This window comes from Pseudomonas entomophila, assembly GCF_023277925.1.
Classification (GTDB): domain Bacteria; phylum Pseudomonadota; class Gammaproteobacteria; order Pseudomonadales; family Pseudomonadaceae; genus Aquipseudomonas; species Aquipseudomonas entomophila_D.
Map to the genome: position 1 here is coordinate 569,422 of NZ_CP063832.1, position 14,943 is coordinate 584,364.

The 14,943-nt window shown below is 65.5% G+C and carries 13 protein-coding genes; 12 read left to right on the forward strand and 1 reads right to left on the reverse strand.

All coding sequences use genetic code 11. The annotated features are described in order from the left end of the window. Positions 1–120 precede the first annotated feature (120 nt). The 10 genes from IM733_RS02550 (at position 121) to IM733_RS02595 (ending at position 10,407) form a co-directional block, all read left to right on the forward strand. Positions 121–735 carry a YjfI family protein gene (locus IM733_RS02550; RefSeq protein WP_248919396.1) on the forward strand — a complete coding sequence of 205 codons (615 nt, stop codon included), beginning with the start codon at positions 121–123 and terminating at the stop codon, positions 733–735. A gap of 17 nt (positions 736–752) precedes the next feature. Further along, complete coding sequence (locus tag IM733_RS02555) at positions 753–1,451, forward strand: PspA/IM30 family protein (protein WP_248919397.1); 699 nt, start codon at positions 753–755, stop codon at positions 1,449–1,451. Positions 1,452–1,753: 302 nt separating this feature from the next. Further along, positions 1,754–2,413 (forward strand): DUF2491 family protein, encoded by a 660-nt coding sequence (locus IM733_RS02560; RefSeq protein WP_248919398.1) that lies wholly within the window; start codon positions 1,754–1,756, stop codon positions 2,411–2,413. A gap of 12 nt (positions 2,414–2,425) precedes the next feature. Beyond that, a complete protein-coding gene (locus IM733_RS02565) occupies positions 2,426–2,851 on the forward strand; it encodes a DUF350 domain-containing protein (RefSeq protein ID WP_248919399.1) in 426 nt (141 codons plus the stop codon). A gap of 25 nt (positions 2,852–2,876) precedes the next feature. Then, positions 2,877–3,626 carry a DUF1190 domain-containing protein gene (locus tag IM733_RS02570; protein ID WP_248919400.1) on the forward strand — a complete coding sequence of 250 codons (750 nt, stop codon included), beginning with the start codon at positions 2,877–2,879 and terminating at the stop codon, positions 3,624–3,626. A gap of 2 nt (positions 3,627–3,628) precedes the next feature. Then, positions 3,629–4,786 (forward strand): glutathionylspermidine synthase family protein, encoded by a 1,158-nt coding sequence (locus IM733_RS02575; protein ID WP_248919401.1) that lies wholly within the window; start codon positions 3,629–3,631, stop codon positions 4,784–4,786. A 512-nt stretch (positions 4,787–5,298) separates the two neighbouring features. Continuing rightward, a complete protein-coding gene (locus tag IM733_RS02580; RefSeq protein WP_248919402.1) occupies positions 5,299–5,784 on the forward strand; it encodes a formate dehydrogenase subunit gamma in 486 nt (161 codons plus the stop codon). Next, the gene (locus IM733_RS02585; RefSeq protein WP_248919403.1) at positions 5,778–7,331 is read left to right on the forward strand and encodes a formate dehydrogenase beta subunit; all 1,554 of its coding nucleotides are present in this window, start codon (positions 5,778–5,780) and stop codon (positions 7,329–7,331) included. The genes IM733_RS02580 and IM733_RS02585 overlap by 7 nt, the downstream gene beginning before the upstream one ends. Next, positions 7,328–10,207 (forward strand): formate dehydrogenase subunit alpha, encoded by a 2,880-nt coding sequence (gene fdhF / locus IM733_RS02590; RefSeq protein ID WP_248919404.1) that lies wholly within the window; start codon positions 7,328–7,330, stop codon positions 10,205–10,207. Before IM733_RS02585 ends, fdhF begins: the two co-directional genes overlap by 4 nt. Further along, positions 10,204–10,407, forward strand: coding sequence for a formate dehydrogenase subunit delta (locus tag IM733_RS02595; RefSeq protein ID WP_248919405.1), 204 nt, complete (start codon positions 10,204–10,206; stop codon positions 10,405–10,407). The genes fdhF and IM733_RS02595 overlap by 4 nt, the downstream gene beginning before the upstream one ends. Positions 10,408–10,481: 74 nt before the next feature. On the opposite strand, the gene IM733_RS02600 is transcribed toward IM733_RS02595, so the two are convergent. Continuing rightward, complete coding sequence (locus IM733_RS02600) at positions 10,482–11,108, reverse strand: GNAT family N-acetyltransferase (protein ID WP_248919406.1); 627 nt, start codon at positions 11,106–11,108, stop codon at positions 10,482–10,484. Between IM733_RS02600 and IM733_RS02605 the strand changes: the two genes are divergently transcribed. After that, entirely contained in the window at positions 11,101–12,918 is a 1,818-nt protein-coding gene (locus tag IM733_RS02605; protein WP_248919407.1) for an ABC transporter ATP-binding protein/permease, read from the forward strand. The two genes, IM733_RS02600 and IM733_RS02605, sit on opposite strands and share 8 nt — an antisense overlap. Before the next feature lie 280 nt (positions 12,919–13,198). Next, the gene (locus tag IM733_RS02610) at positions 13,199–14,926 is read left to right on the forward strand and encodes a ShlB/FhaC/HecB family hemolysin secretion/activation protein (protein ID WP_248919408.1); all 1,728 of its coding nucleotides are present in this window, start codon (positions 13,199–13,201) and stop codon (positions 14,924–14,926) included. Positions 14,927–14,943 lie beyond the last annotated feature (17 nt).

Genomic DNA, 14,943 nt, shown 5'->3' on the forward strand with positions numbered 1-14,943 from the left:
GTTCATTAACCCAAGGTTAACCCAGTCCTAAGAAAGGAATTACAACGCAGGAAAAGTCGCGCTTGATCCTGTCTTGAAGCAGGCGTACCGTTCCTCACATGTGAGAAAAGGATACCCTCGATGGCAGGCAAGAAAAGCTCCACCGACTACATGCGCGACATGCGTGCCCGGCTCAAGGCCGCCGGCTACGTCAAGCGCGAGTTGTGGATCCTGCCCGAGCACGCCGCCGCCCTGCGCGGTATCGAGAAGGCATTACGCCAGCCCCATGGGGGCCAACAGGTCAGAACGGAGGATTTCATGACCGAGCACAAACACTGGACGATCGAATCGCTGCACAGCGCCCTGCAGGCGCTGGACGAAGTGCGCGAAGGGTCGATCGGCCTGTCCCTGCCACAAGGCGCCGAGCCCAGCCTGAAGCTGGAAATGCGCGATCTGGACGGCCTGCCGATCTATATCGCCGTGGCCGGCGAGCAAATCCTGGTCGACACGCTGCTGGTGGCGGCGAGCCAGGTCAAGGACCATGCCGCGTTCAACGACGCTGTGCTGCGCACCCGCGACGTGTTCCCGCTGTCGTCAATCGGCCTGCACACGCTGCCTTCGGGCGAATCGGTGTACACCATGTTCGGCGCCCTGAGCGCCGCCTCGTCGCTGGACAACATCGTCCAGGAAATCCATACCCTGGCGGAAAACGTCATCAACGCCGCCGACGATTTCGGCGTCTACTTCGCCCACTGATATTCCGGAGATTCCCCATGAGCCTGTTGAAAAAGATCGTCACCGCCCTGCGTGGCGGCGCTTCGGAAGTCGGTGAGGCGATCGTCGACTCCCAGGCCCTGCGCATCCTCGACCAGGAGATCCGCGACGCCGACAACAACCTGATCGACGCGCGCAACCAGTTGGTCAAGATCATGGCCAAGCACAAGACCGCGCAGCAGCGCATCGAAGAGTTCAACAAGACCATCGGCGACTGGGAACAGAAAGCCATCGCCGCCCTGGACAAGGGCGAGGAAGGCCTGGCCCATGAATGCGCCGCGCGTATCGCCGACCTGTCCAACCAACGCGATTCCGAACAAGCGCTGGCCGACCAGTTCGGCGCTTCGGTGAAGACCCTGACCGACACGGTCAACAAGACTGAAAGCCAGATCAAGGGCCTCAAGCAGCAGGTGGACCTGATCAAGGCCCGCGAAAGCGTGCAACGCGCCCAGGTCAGCGCGGCCTCGGCCACTGGTGGCGCCAATGGCAGCCTGGAAACGGCGGTGGGTTCGCTGGACCGCATCAAGAAGCGCCAGAGCGAGCGCGCCGCCGAGCTGGAAGCGGCGGCGGAGCTGGCGGGCAAGGCGGATGGCAGTGATCTGGAGGCGCGCCTGAAGGCGGCTGGCATCGGTGGCAGCAACAGTGGCGCCGATGATGTATTGGCGCGTTTGAAGGCCAAGGCGGCGAAGCCGGAGTGATCAAGGGTGCGTGAGGCCAGTAGGAGCGGCTTTAGCCGCGATCACCCGCCAAGCGGGTGCCGGACACCGCGTTGTCTGCATCGCGGCTAAAGCCGCTCCTACCGTGCACGTTATTCCCTGCATGTCAGCAGGCGCGCACCATTGGCGCGGCCAATGAAAACCAGTATCGTGTCGCCCCCGCCAAAGGACTGCCGCGACCCCAAGGGATTCTCAATGTCGCCCTCATCACACAGGCCCTGCCTGTTCGCGTCACCTCTGGCCTGCGTCCACGCTCCGTCACAACCTCACCAAGGAGACACCCCGTGGGTTGGTTGAAACGCTTCATGGGCTTCGAGGCGCCCAAGCCCGCAGCCACTAGCGCCAAAGCCTCCGGCAACCTGCCGTTCGGCCTGGCCAGCGGCCGCCTGCTCAAGCTCGACAGCTCGCTCAAGCTGCTGCTCGACGGCCACAGCGAACTGCAAGTTCCCGACCAGGAAGTGGTCTGGGCCGTCGGCGAGGTTGACCTCGGCCAGTCGATGCGCCTGGCGCGCTTCTACATGGAGGACGAGGACTACTGGCTGCAGGTGGTGATGAATGGCGCGTCGGCCGACGATGTGCGCGACATCATCCTGTTCGGCTACTACAGCGCGGTGCCCATCAATAGCGACGCCGAACTCAAGCGCCTGGTCGGCCCGGACTCGAGCATCGGCCTGCCGTACTACGAGCACGAAGGCTACGAATTCGTCCGCCAGTGGGGCAGCGAGGAAGGGCAGACCGAGCTGACGCCGATCAGCGAGTGGGTGACCAACCCTGAAACCAGTTACCGCATCCAGCACCAGTCCATGCTGTATGCCCGCGAGACCGGCCTGACCGATCGCCGCGAATTCCTCCTGCTGTCAGTGGAGGAAGACGAAGAAGGGAATGTCAGCCTCACTACCTCGGTGGGCGTCACCCTGCAATCAACGGACTTTCACGTCATCTGACAAGGATCTACCATGCTCGAAGCACTTCGCATGTCGCTCAACGCCGAGGCGGTGATCGGCTTCATTCTCTATATCAGCGTGGCGCTGGTGCTGTTCTGGGTGTTCCAGTTCATCTACACCCATCTCACCCCACACCGCGAGTTCGCCCTGATCCGCGACAACAACAGCGCCGCGGCCATCGCCCTGGGCGGCGCGCTGATCGGCTTCTCGCTGCCGGCCAGCAACATCATCGCCTACAGCGTCAGCCTGCTCGATTTCGTGGTCTGGGTAGTGATTGCTGCTGCGGTCCAGCTGTTGGCCTTCGGCATCACCAGCCTGGTGCTCAAGGGCCTGGCCGGTCGCATCGCCAAGGGCGAAATGGCCGCTGCGATCTACGCCGCCGCCGTGGCGATCAGCGTGGGCTTCCTCAACTCGGCCTGCATGACCCCCTCGGTCTGACTCGTTCGCGCGCAAGGAGCCCTTCATGAGACGCAGTTCCGTCAAGCTGGTATTGGCCAGCTCCCTGCCACTGGCGCTGACCGCGTGCAGCGCGCCGGAGGAGACCTACACGGTCAGCAAGCGCACCAACTACACCACCGTGCAGGCGTGTGTCGACGACAAAGTGCCGGTGGACGTGTGTTCCGACGCCTACATGCAGGCGCTGGCCGACCACCGCCGCATCGCCCCCACCTACGGCGACAAGGCCGCCTGCGAGGCCGACTTCGTACCGGACTATTGCCAGGTGACCAGCGATGGCCGCTACATGCCACGCCTGGGCGGTTTCGAGCTGGCGGTGTCGGGCGAAGTCAGTCAGTCCCAGGTCGACGCGGCCCGCGCCCAGATCCAGAACAGCGGCCAGGGCGGCAGCGGTGGCAGCAATGTCAACGGCCTGCTCACCGGCCTGCTGCTCGGCCAGGTGCTCAGCGGCGGCAATCGCCAGTACTATTCGCAACCGGTCTACCAGTACCGTGACAGCCGTGGCGACTACCGCAACTCGACGTTGGGGCAGCAGGTCGACCAGGGCAAGCGTTTCGAGCGCTCCGACCAGGCCCAGAGCAGTGGCACCGGCAGCTACACCTACTCAGGCGGCTCCTCCAGCCGCAGCTACACCTCCAAGTCCTCCACCCGCTCCAGCGTCTCATCGTCGACTTCCCGTGGCGGCTTCGGCAGCCAGGCTACCGCGCGCAGCGGTTGGGGCGGCAAGAGCAGCGGCGGCTTCAGCTTCGGCGGTTGAGCATGCGCAGGATCAGCATCGAAGAACGCCCGGACTGGCGCGCCACCGCCGAGCGTGAGGGTTTCACCTTCCACACCATCGACGGCGAGCGCTACTGGGACGAGCGCGGCTATTACCAGTTCAGCGAAGCCCAGGTCAGTCGTGACCTGGAGGCGCCGACCCAGGCGTTGCACGCCATGTGCCTGGACGCCGTCGAGCGCATCGTCGACAGCGAGGCGCTGATGACCCGCCTGGCCATCCCGCCGGCGTTCTTCGACCTGGTGCGCCGTTCGTGGAAGGAGCGGCAACGCCACCTGTACGGGCGCTTTGACTTCAGTTACGACGGCAGCGGCCCGGCCAAGCTGATCGAGGCCAACTACGACACGCCGACCTCGCTCTACGAGGCGGCGGCATTCCAGTTGATCTGGCTGGAGGAGCAGATCCAGCGCGGCGTGCTGGCGCCGCACACCAGTCAGTTCAACACCTTGGCCGAGGACCTGGTGAAGGCCTTCGCCGCGTTCGAGCGCGAGGGTACGTTCTACTTCTCTGCCATCGGAGGCTCGGCGGAGGACCGTGGCACCACCGACTTCCTGCGCAAGATGGCCGAGCACGTGGGGATCGCCACCCGGCACATCGATCTGGAGGATATCGGCCTGGACGGTGCGGGGCGCTTCGTCGACCTGGAAGGCCGGCCGATCCCCCGGCTGTTCAAGCTGCATGCCTGGGAGCACATCTTCCACGAGGACTTCGGCCGCGCCATCGCTGGGTGCGACACCCAGTTTATCGAGCCGGCCTGGAAGTCGCTGATCTCCAACAAGGGTATCCTGCCGCTGTTGTGGGAGTGGCACGAGGGGCATCCCAACCTGTTGCCAGCGTACCTCGACCAGGACCCGCGCAGCCCGGTACCCAAGGGCTGGGTGCGCAAGCCGTACTTCTCCCGCGAGGGGGCCAACGTCGACATTCGCACGCCTGACGACCAGCGGGTGTTCGAGGATGGTCCCTATGACGATGCGCCCTACATCCTGCAGGCATTCGCGCCGCTGCCAAAGTTCGGTGACAGCTACACGCTGATCGGTTCGTGGGTGATTGGTGACCTGGCCTCGGGCATCGGCATTCGCGAGGACGATTCGCTGATCACCAAGGACAGCTCGCGCTTCCTGCCCCATGTGGTGCTGGACTGAGGGCGTGACAGACGTCGACGACTCCGATGATTGCATCTGGCTATCCAAGGCTGCGGCCAAGCAGGTCAAGGCGCCCGACGAGGCGTTCTGATCTGGGCGACAGTTTTGCAGGGTGTTCGGGATTCACACCTGCCGTTGTAGGAGCGGCTTCAGCCGCGATCAGAGGCGCCATGCGTTGCCTGCATCGCGGCTAAAGCCCCTCCTGCAGGTGCCGCGCAAGCCCGTTCCCACACCGGTTTCCTGATACCCGCGCCAGCCCGGCCATGGGGTTGCAATTATTACGGCATCCAATGGTCGGTTTCAGGACGCGCCGGGTCGCCCGCGCACATCCCCCCCTCGCCAGACCTGCCATGCTCTGAAGATGCCCACGGACCGAGTGCGCCTAGACACCCGGCCACGGACAAGGAGGGCGCCCGCCCCACGCCGCCGTGACGTGGCCGGTGCGCCGCAGCTGAACACCGCCGGACACCTGCCCGCCACTTGGGCCGCTCCGGGCTGACGAGGTTTGCTGTATGCCTGACGAGTCGAACCACCTGCCCCTGATCCAGCACGTCCTGGCGCGCGAAAAGCACGCCCCCGGCGCCTTGTTGCCGATCCTCCATGCCATCCAGGCCGGTATCGGCTACCTACCCGATGCCGCCGTCGGCGAAATCGCCCATGCCCTCAACCTCAGCCTGGCCGAGGTGCGCGGGGTGATCAGCTTCTATCACGATTTTCGCACCACGCCACCGGCCCGCCATACCCTGCGCCTGTGCCGTGCCGAGTCATGCCAAAGCCGCGGCGCCGAGGCGCTGGCGGCGCAGTTGCGCGAGCAGTTGGGGCTGGATGACCACGGCACCAGCGAAGACGGTGCGCTGAGCCTGCGACCGGTGTATTGCCTGGGGGCCTGCGCCTGCTCGCCGGCCCTGGAACTCGATGGCCAACTGCATGCCCGGGTCACGCCGGAGCGCCTGCGGGCACTGGTCGCCGGCTGCCGCGAGGAGGTGAAGGCATGTTGAACCTGTGCATTCCCTGCGATTCCGTGGCCCGCGCGGTCGGTGCGGATGCGGTGGCCGACGCCTTGGTGCGTGAAGCCGAACACCGCCAGCTGCCGTTGCGCGTCAAGCGCACCAGCGCCCGTGGCCTGTATTGGCTGGAACCCTTGGTGGAGTTGGAAAGCGAAGCGGGCCGTCTGGGCTTTGGGCCAGTCACGGTCGAGGACATTCCTGGCCTGCTCGATGCGCTGGCCAACGATCCCGGCAGCCATGCGCTGGCCCAGGGGCCGGTGGAGCAGATCCCTTATCTCAAAACCCAGCAACGCTTGCTGTTCGCCCGTGCCGGCATCACCCGGCCATTGTCGCTGGACGACTACCACGCCAACGGCGGCTTTGAAGGGCTGCGCCAGGCCACCCTGATGGAGGGCGACGAGGTGGTCGCCGCCGTGCTCGACTCCGGCCTGCGTGGACGAGGCGGCGCGGCCTTCCCGGCGGGCATCAAGTGGCGCACCGTGCGCCAGGCCCAGGCGGCGCGCAAGTACGTGGTGTGCAATGCCGACGAGGGCGATTCCGGTACCTTCGCCGACCGCATGCTGATGGAAGGCGACCCGTTCCTGCTGATCGAAGGCATGATCATCGCCGGGCTGGCGGTGGGCGCCAGCCATGGCTACATCTATATTCGCTCGGAATACCCAGACGCCATCCGCGTGCTGAATGAAGCCATCCTGCTGGCCCGTGAAGCGGGCTATCTGGACGTTGCCGGCAATGGCCTGGCCTTCCACCTGGAGGTACGGGTAGGGGCGGGGGCCTATATCTGCGGCGAGGAAACCGCACTGCTCGAGTCGATCGAAGGCAAGCGCGGCATCGTCCGGGCCAAGCCACCACTGCCCGCGCTGGAAGGGCTGTTCGGTCAACCGACCCTGGTGCACAACGTGCTCACCCTGGCCTCGGTACCGATCATCCTGGCCAAGGGGGCTGCTTTCTACCGTGACTTCGGCATGGGCCGCTCGCTGGGTACCTTGCCATTCCAACTGGCTGGCAATGTCCTTCACGGCGGGTTGGTGGAGCGTGCGTTTGGCCTGACCTTGCGCGAACTGGTGGAGGGCTACGGCGGTGGTACCGCCAGTGGCCGGCCGCTCAAGGCGGCGCAGGTCGGCGGCCCACTGGGCGCCTGGGTGCCGCCCGCGCAGTTCGACACTCCGCTGGACTACGAAGCGTTCGCCGCCATGGGCGCGATGCTCGGCCACGGTGGCGTGGTGGTAGCCGACGACACCCTGGACATGGCCGGCATGGCCCGCTTCGCCCTGCAGTTCTGCGCCGAGGAGTCCTGCGGCAAGTGCACCCCGTGCCGGATCGGCTCGACCCGTGGCGTCGAGGTGATCGACAGGCTGATCGCCAGCACCGACCCGGCGTATCGACAGAGCCAGGCCGGACTGCTGCGCGACCTGTGCGACACGATGCAGTACGGCTCGTTGTGCGCCATGGGCGGGATGACCCCGTACCCGGTGGTCAGCGCCCTCGAACACTTCCCCGCCGATTTTGGTCTGACCACCGCGGAGGCTGAGCGATGATCCACTACTTCGACCCCAGTAACGACATCGACCTGGGCACCCCCTCGCGCACCAGCGAGACGCAGATCAGCCTGACCATCGACGGCCGAGCGATCAGCGTGCCGGCCGGCACCTCGGTGATGCGCGCCGCCGCGCTGCTTGGCACCACGATCCCGAAACTGTGCGCCACCGACAGCCTCGAAGCCTTCGGTTCATGCCGCATGTGCATGGTCGAGATCGACGGCATGCGCGGTTATCCGGCGTCCTGCACCACGCCGGTCAGCGCAGGCATGGTGGTGCGCACGCAGACCCCGCGCCTGGCCGACCTGCGGCGCAACGTGATGGAGCTGTACATCTCCGATCACCCGCTGGACTGCCTGACCTGCTCGGCCAACGGCAACTGCGAGCTGCAGACCGTCGCCGGCCAGGTTGGCCTGCGCGAGGTGCGCTATGGCTATGAGGGCGCCAACCACCTGGCCGAACAGAAGGATGTATCCAACCCTTACTTCGATTACGAGCCCAGCAAGTGCATCGTCTGCAACCGCTGCGTGCGCGCCTGCGAGGAGATCCAGGGCACCTTCGCCCTGACCATCACCGGGCGTGGCTTCGACTCGCGGGTGGCGGCGGCCGGCGGCGACAACTTCCTCGCGTCCGAATGCGTGTCGTGCGGTGCCTGCGTGCAGGCCTGCCCCACCGCCACCTTGAGTGAAAAGAGCCTGGTGCAGCTGGGCCAGCCCGAGCGGGCGGTGATCACCACCTGCGCGTACTGTGGTGTGGGTTGCTCGTTCCGTGCGGAAATGAAAGGCGACCAGCTGGTGCGCATGGTCCCGGACAAGCAGGGCGGCGCCAACCACGGCCATGCCTGCGTCAAGGGCCGTTTCGCCTGGGGCTACGCCACGCATCCGGACCGCATCACCAAACCGATGATCCGCAAGCGCCTGCAAGACCCCTGGCAGGAGGTCAGCTGGGACGAAGCGGTAACCTATGCCGCCAGCGAGTTCAGGCGCATCCAGCTCAAGTACGGGCGTGACTCGATCGGCGGCATCACCTCCAGCCGCTGCACCAACGAAGAGGCGTACCTGGTGCAAAAGCTGGTGCGCACGGCCTTCGGCAACAACAACGTCGACACCTGCGCGCGGGTCTGCCATTCCCCCACCGGCTACGGTTTGAAGCAGACCCTGGGCGAGTCCGCCGGTACCCAGAGCTTCGACTCGGTGATGCAAGCCGACGTGGTGCTGGTGATCGGCGCCAACCCCACCGACGCCCACCCGGTGTTCGGCTCGCAACTCAAGCGCCGCCTGCGCGAGGGCGCGCGGCTGATCGTCATCGACCCACGGCGCATCGACCTGGTCGATTCGCCCCATGTCCGCGCCGAACTGCACCTGCAACTGCGCCCAGGCACCAACGTGGCCATGCTCAATGCCATGGCCCATGTGATCGTCACCGAAGGCCTGCTCGACCAGCGCTTCATCGACGCCCGCTGCGAGACCGAAGACTTCGCGCGCTGGCGTGATTTTGTCGCCCAACCGGACAACGCGCCGGAAATACTTGGCCCGGTGTGCGGCGTGCCCGCCGAGCAGATCCGTGCCGCCGCCCGGCTATACGCCACCGGCGGCAACGCGGCGATCTACTACGGCCTGGGCGTCACCGAGCACAGCCAGGGCAGCACTGCGGTGATGGGCATCGCCAACCTGGCCATGGCCACCGGCAACATCGGCCGCGAAGGGGTGGGGGTGAACCCGCTGCGCGGGCAGAACAACGTGCAGGGCTCGTGCGACATGGGCTCGTTCCCCCACGAGCTCCCCGGCTACCGGCATATTTCCAACGAAAGCGTGCGCGCCGAGTTCGAGCAGGCCTGGGGCGTGACCCTGCAACCGGACCCCGGCCTGCGCATCCCCAACATGTTCGAGGCAGCGCTGGACGGCAGTTTCAAGGCGCTGTACTGCCAGGGCGAGGACATCGCCCAGAGCGACCCGAACACCCAGCACGTCACCGCCGCGTTGCTGGCCATGGAATGCGTGGTGGTGCAGGACATCTTCCTCAACGAGACGGCCAAGTTCGCCCATGTGTTCCTGCCGGGCAGCTCATTCCTGGAGAAAGACGGTACCTTCACCAACGCCGAGCGACGCATCTCGCGGGTGCGCAAGGTGATGGAGCCGCTGGCCGGCAAGGCCGACTGGCAAGCCACCATGGCCCTGGCCGGCGCCTTGGGCTATGTCATGGACTACCAGCATCCCGCGCAGATCATGGACGAGATCGCCCGCCTGACCCCGACCTTCCGCCGGGTCAGCTACGCCGAGCTCGACCGCCACGGCAGCCTGCAATGGCCGTGCAACGATGCCGCGCCCGATGGCACGCCCACCATGCACATCGACCAGTTCGTGCGTGGCAAGGGGCGCTTCATGCTCACCGGCTACGTGCCCACCGACGAGAAGGTCAATACCCGCTACCCCCTGCTGCTGACCACCGGGCGCATTCTCAGCCAGTACAACGTTGGCGCGCAGACGCGACGCACCGGCAATGTCGCCTGGCACAACGAGGACCGCCTGGAGATCCACCCCAGCGACGCCGAAAGCCGCGGTATCGGCGACGGCGACTGGGTAGGCATCGGTAGCCGTGCCGGGCAGAGCGTGCTACGCGCCAAAATCAGTAGCCGGGTGGCACCGGGGGTGGTGTACACCACCTTCCATTTCCCTGAGTCCGGGGCCAACGTGATCACCACCGACAACTCCGACTGGGCCACCAACTGCCCGGAATACAAGGTCACTGCGGTGGAGGTGGTGAAGGTGTTCCAGCCGTCGGAATGGCAGAAGCGCTACCAGAGCTTCAGTGATGAGCAGCGGCGCTTGCTCAAGGAGCGGCGCCACGCCGAGGCGAAGGAGGAGGTGCGCCGATGAGCAGCGACAACCTGGTGAAGATGGCCAACCAGATCGCCCATTACTTCGACAGCGAGCCGGACCATGCGAAGGCGGTGCAGGGCGTTCGCCAGCACCTGCAGAGCTTCTGGACGCCGGCGATGCGGCAACAGCTGCGGGCGTGGAGCGATGCACACGCGGGGGCGGAACTGGACTCGAAGGTGCGCGAGGCGTTGGCTTAGGCCGCCGCTATCGCGCGCCTGCGCTCACCGCTTGTTGGGTTCAGGCGTGGCGTGGGCTCGCCCCGCAGTGGGGCTCAATCCGCCATCCACACATAGACCTGCTCTGGATCCCCTTCGTCGAGGTGCTCGATAACCCCGCTCTCGACGAACCCCAAACGCTCCAGCAGCCCGCGCATCGGTGCATTGGAGCGATTGGTCGAGGTGAACAACTTCTGCCCCCTGCAATCGGCTTGCAGGTGAGCCATCAGCGCCAGCCCCAGCCCGCTGCGCCGATGGCGTTCGCCAACCATCAGCATCTCGATGAACGCACAGCCGAAAAAATGCCGGTGCATCACCGCATACGCGGCTACCGTGCCGCGCACCTCGGCCACGAAGCAAGCATATTGTTTGAGCCAAGTGGCAATCTGCCCGGCACGGCGCGAGTCCCATCGGGCGACGCTGTCGATGGCAATCAAGGCCGGGAGGTCCTGTGGTCCAGCACGTCGAAAATCCATGATCTGGCTCTTGGGTGGGGCGCTATCGGTGTGCGATGCATGCGCTTGCATCTGCAGCATATCTGGGCACAGGCGCTTTTGCTGGTGCTGCATCCTGTTGGCGCCGGCTTTGCCGGCGAAGATGAAATGTCGGTCATGAATGCAAGGGGGTGGCAGTGCAGATGCTACGCTCGCGAAAACACTTTGACGGATATCCACCATGGACATGAACTGGCACCAGGCCCTGCAAGAGAGCCTGAGCTGGCTGGCAATCGCCTCGTTGATCACCCTCGTCTGCTTCACCGGCGCCGCCGCACTGGCCGTGCGCTGTACCCGTTGGGGCAGTCAGTTCTGGCAGTTGGCCGGGCCCTATTTCAGTTTCAGGCGCAGTTGGCGGCCGTTGCTGGCCTTTGCCCTTCTGTTGGTGCTGACGCTGTTCTCGGTACGCCTGAACGTGCTGTTCTCGTTCTGGTACAACGGCTTCTACAGCGCCTTGCAGGGGTTGGACCAGACCGCTTTCTGGTACCTGCTGGGGGTGTTCGCGGTGCTGGCCACCATCCATGTGCTGCGCTCGCTGTTCACCTTCTACGTGACCCAGGCTTTCAATATCCATTGGCGGGTATGGCTGACCGAACGCCTGAGCGCAGATTGGATGCACGGCGACGCCTACTACCGCGGGCAGTTCCTCGCGGAACCGGTGGACAACCCCGACCAGCGAATCGAGCTGGACATCAATGCCTTCGTTTCCGGCTCCGTGTCCCTGGCGCTGGGGGCGGTGAGCGCGCTGGTTTCGCTGGTGGCCTTCACCGGCATTCTCTGGGGCCTGTCGGCGCCGTTGACGGTGGCTGGCATCGAAGTGCCGCGGGCGATGGTGTTCGCCGTGTACGTCTATGTGCTGATCGCCACCTGGATCGCCTTCCGCCTCGGTAAACCGCTGATCCGCCTGAACTTCCTCAACGAAAAACTCACCGCCAACTTCCGCTACGCGCTGATGCGCCTGCGCGAGAACGCCGAGAACATCGCCTTCTATCAAGGTGGCCAGGTGGAGCGCGGCACCTTGCTGACGCGCTTCTTCGCCCTGATCGGCAATGCCTGGGCGCTGGTGTTCCGGAACCTGAAGTTCAGCGGCTTCAACCTGGGCATCAGCCAGGTCGCCGTGGTGTTCCCGTTCATTCTCCAGGCGCCGCGCTTCTTCAGCGGCGCGATCAAGCTTGGCGACGTGATGCAGACCTCCCAGGCCTTCGGCCAGGTGCAGGATTCGCTGTCGTTCTTCCGTGAGTCCTACGACACCTTCGCCCAGTACCGCGCCACCCTCGACCGTCTGACCGGTTTCCTCGACGCCAACCAGCAGGCCAGCGCCTTGCCCCGGGTATTCAGCGAGGACCAGCCGCATGCCCTGGATATCAGCGGGCTGCAGGTGATGCGCCCCGATGGCCATGCCCTGATCGCCGACCTCGACCTGAGCCTGCAGGCCGGCCAGGCCCTGCTGATCAAGGGCCCGTCGGGCAGTGGCAAGACCACCTTGTTGCGTGCCCTGGCGGGGCTGTGGCCCTATGCCGAGGGCGAGGTGCGACGGCCCATGGGCAAGCAGGCGTTGTTCCTGTCCCAGCGCCCGTACTTGCCGCTGGGTGACCTGCGCACCGCCATCGCCTACCCGGCTGACGCCACGCCCGCGGATGATGCGCGCATGCAGCAGGCCCTGCGCCAGGTCAACCTGGCGCACCTGGCCGAGCGCCTGGACACGCCCAACGACTGGGCGCACATCCTCTCGGTGGGCGAGCAGCAGCGCCTGGCGTTCGCCCGGGTGCTGTTCAACCAGCCGCAGGTGGTGTTCCTCGACGAGTCCACCTCGGCGATGGATGAGGGGTTGGAGCATGCGCTGTATTCACTGCTGCGCATGGAGATGCCGGCGACATTGCTGGTCAGTGTCGGGCATCGTAGTACGTTGTCCGGATTCCATACGCACCGCCTGGACGTGGACGGGCAGGGGGGCTGGTCCCTGCTGGAGCAGCAACCTGCGGTCGGAACGCCTGCCTGATATCGCACACCGGCCCCTTGGGCTGTGCTGTCCCCTGTAGGGGCGGCTTCAGCCGCGATCACCCGCGAAGCGGGTGCCAGGCACCGCGTTGCCTGCATCGCGGCTAAAACCGCTCCTACAACTGGGCGTATTGCCGCTGGCAAGGAAGCACTTCCCGATATCCCATTCCCCCAAGGTCAGCACACTGATCTCTATTGATGTTTAATTGACGTCAAGATGATGGCAATTTAACATCGCGCGCTTTATCGATTTTGCCGTTGCGATTTTCGAAGGATCGAGGATGTATCTCTCTACTTCTGGTGCACGCCTACGTGTCGTGCTGACCAGCTTTTGCCTTTTGGCGGCGTTCAACACGGCGGCCGCACCGTTCGACAACCCTGGTGACCAGGACCTGATCCGCGATCGGCAGAACCGCCTGCTGGAAGAGCAGCAGCGGCGCCTCGAAGAGCTCAAGAACCTGCCCGGCGAGCGTGCCGCGCCACAGGCCCCCGCGGCCCCCGGTGAGGGTCGCTGCTTCCCGATCGAGACCGTCGACCTCAAGGGCGCCGACAGCCTGTCGGTGGGCGACCGCGCGCGCCTTGTCGCACCCTACATCGGCCAGTGCCTGGGCGCGGCCCAGCTCAACGAGCTGCTCAAGGTCATCACCGATCGCTACATCGCCAAGGGCCTGGTGACCAGTCGCGCCTACCTGCCCCAGCAGGACCTGTCGACCGGCCACTTGCAGGTGCTGGTGGTCGAGGGCCGCCTCGAAGGCCTGAAGGCCAACGAAGGCAGCCGGCTCAGCCCCCGTGAACTGGCCATGGCATTCCCTGGCCGGGATGGCGAGCTGCTCAACCTGCGGGACGTGGAGCAACTGGTGGATCAGCTCAATCGGCTGCCGTCCAACCAGGCCAAGATGCAACTGACGCCCGGCCAGGCCGTCGGTGGCAGTGTCGTGCAGGTCGCGAACACTCCGCAGAAGCCCTGGCGCGCCGGCCTGTCGCGCAGCAACGACGGGCAGAAGAGCACCGGTGAGCAGCAGTGGGGGGCTTCCCTGGAATGGGACAGCCCGCTGGGGCTGGCCGACCAGTTGGTCGTGCGTGGCGGTCACGATGCCATCAGCGACCACCAGAAGACCTCCAGCAACGCCATGCTCTACTACAACCTGCCGTTCGGCTGGTGGAACCTCAGCTACAGCTACAGCCAGAGCGACTACCGTTCGCTGGCGCGCGCCGATGGCTACCCCTTCAAGTGGAGCGGCGACAGTCAGAACCACCAGTTGCGCCTGGACCGGGTGATCCACCGTGACGCGGTCAGCAAGACTTCGCTGAGCGCCGGCCTGGCCCACCTGCGCACCCACAACTACATCGAAGACAGCAAGCTCGCCGCCAGCAGCAACCGCTTGAGCGAAGCGCAGTTCGGCATCAACCACGGCCGGCGCGTCGGCGGCGCCTTCGTCAACCTCGACTTCGGCCTGCAGGAGGGTGTCGGGGCGCTGGGTGCCCAGGAGCAGGACGAGCGCGACCAGCGCGGCAACCGCCAGCCCAACGCCCGCTACCGCAAGTACACCGCCACCGTCAGCTATCTGCAGCCGTTCAAGCTGGGCGGCGAGTCGCTGGTGTTCAGCAGCCTGGTCACGGCGCAGCGCAGCGAGGACATCCTGTTCAGCCCGCAGCGCATGAGCCTGGGCAGCCAGGCCTCGATCCGCGGCTACAAGGACCAGAGCCTGGCCGGCGACAGCGGCTACTACTGGCGCAACGACCTGCGCTGGAGCCGCCAGGTGGGATGGGACTGGCTGCGCCCGGTGCTGGCCGAGTACGGCGTCGGCCTGGGCTATGACCTGGGCGCCATCGCCCACGGCCGCTACAACGCCGCCCAGCACGGGCGGATGTCCAGTGACTCCATCGAACTGTTCACCCGTGGGCGTCACGTCGCCGCCAGCGTGACCTTCGCCCACTCCCTCGAGCGCCCGGACGTGGTGGCGGACGCCGAGGCCCCGGTCTACTTGCGCGTGGATTTCTTCCTTTAACACCGTTTTGCAATCGA

Bases quoted from the DNA above. Each gene is read 5' to 3' on its own strand.
- IM733_RS02600 (WP_248919406.1), bottom strand. From the start codon at position 11,108: ATGTCCATGGTGGATATCCGTCAAAGTGTTTTCGCGAGCGTAGCATCT.
- IM733_RS02595 (WP_248919405.1), top strand. From the start codon at position 10,204: ATGAGCAGCGACAACCTGGTGAAGATGGCCAACCAGATCGCCCATTAC.
- IM733_RS02580 (WP_248919402.1), top strand. From the start codon at position 5,299: ATGCCTGACGAGTCGAACCACCTGCCCCTGATCCAGCACGTCCTGGCG.
- IM733_RS02570 (WP_248919400.1), top strand. From the start codon at position 2,877: ATGAGACGCAGTTCCGTCAAGCTGGTATTGGCCAGCTCCCTGCCACTG.
- IM733_RS02565 (WP_248919399.1), top strand. From the start codon at position 2,426: ATGCTCGAAGCACTTCGCATGTCGCTCAACGCCGAGGCGGTGATCGGC.
- IM733_RS02605 (WP_248919407.1), top strand. From the start codon at position 11,101: ATGGACATGAACTGGCACCAGGCCCTGCAAGAGAGCCTGAGCTGGCTG.
- IM733_RS02585 (WP_248919403.1), top strand. From the start codon at position 5,778: ATGTTGAACCTGTGCATTCCCTGCGATTCCGTGGCCCGCGCGGTCGGT.
- IM733_RS02550 (WP_248919396.1), top strand. From the start codon at position 121: ATGGCAGGCAAGAAAAGCTCCACCGACTACATGCGCGACATGCGTGCC.
- fdhF (WP_248919404.1), top strand. From the start codon at position 7,328: ATGATCCACTACTTCGACCCCAGTAACGACATCGACCTGGGCACCCCC.
- IM733_RS02610 (WP_248919408.1), top strand. From the start codon at position 13,199: ATGTATCTCTCTACTTCTGGTGCACGCCTACGTGTCGTGCTGACCAGC.
- IM733_RS02575 (WP_248919401.1), top strand. From the start codon at position 3,629: ATGCGCAGGATCAGCATCGAAGAACGCCCGGACTGGCGCGCCACCGCC.
- IM733_RS02555 (WP_248919397.1), top strand. From the start codon at position 753: ATGAGCCTGTTGAAAAAGATCGTCACCGCCCTGCGTGGCGGCGCTTCG.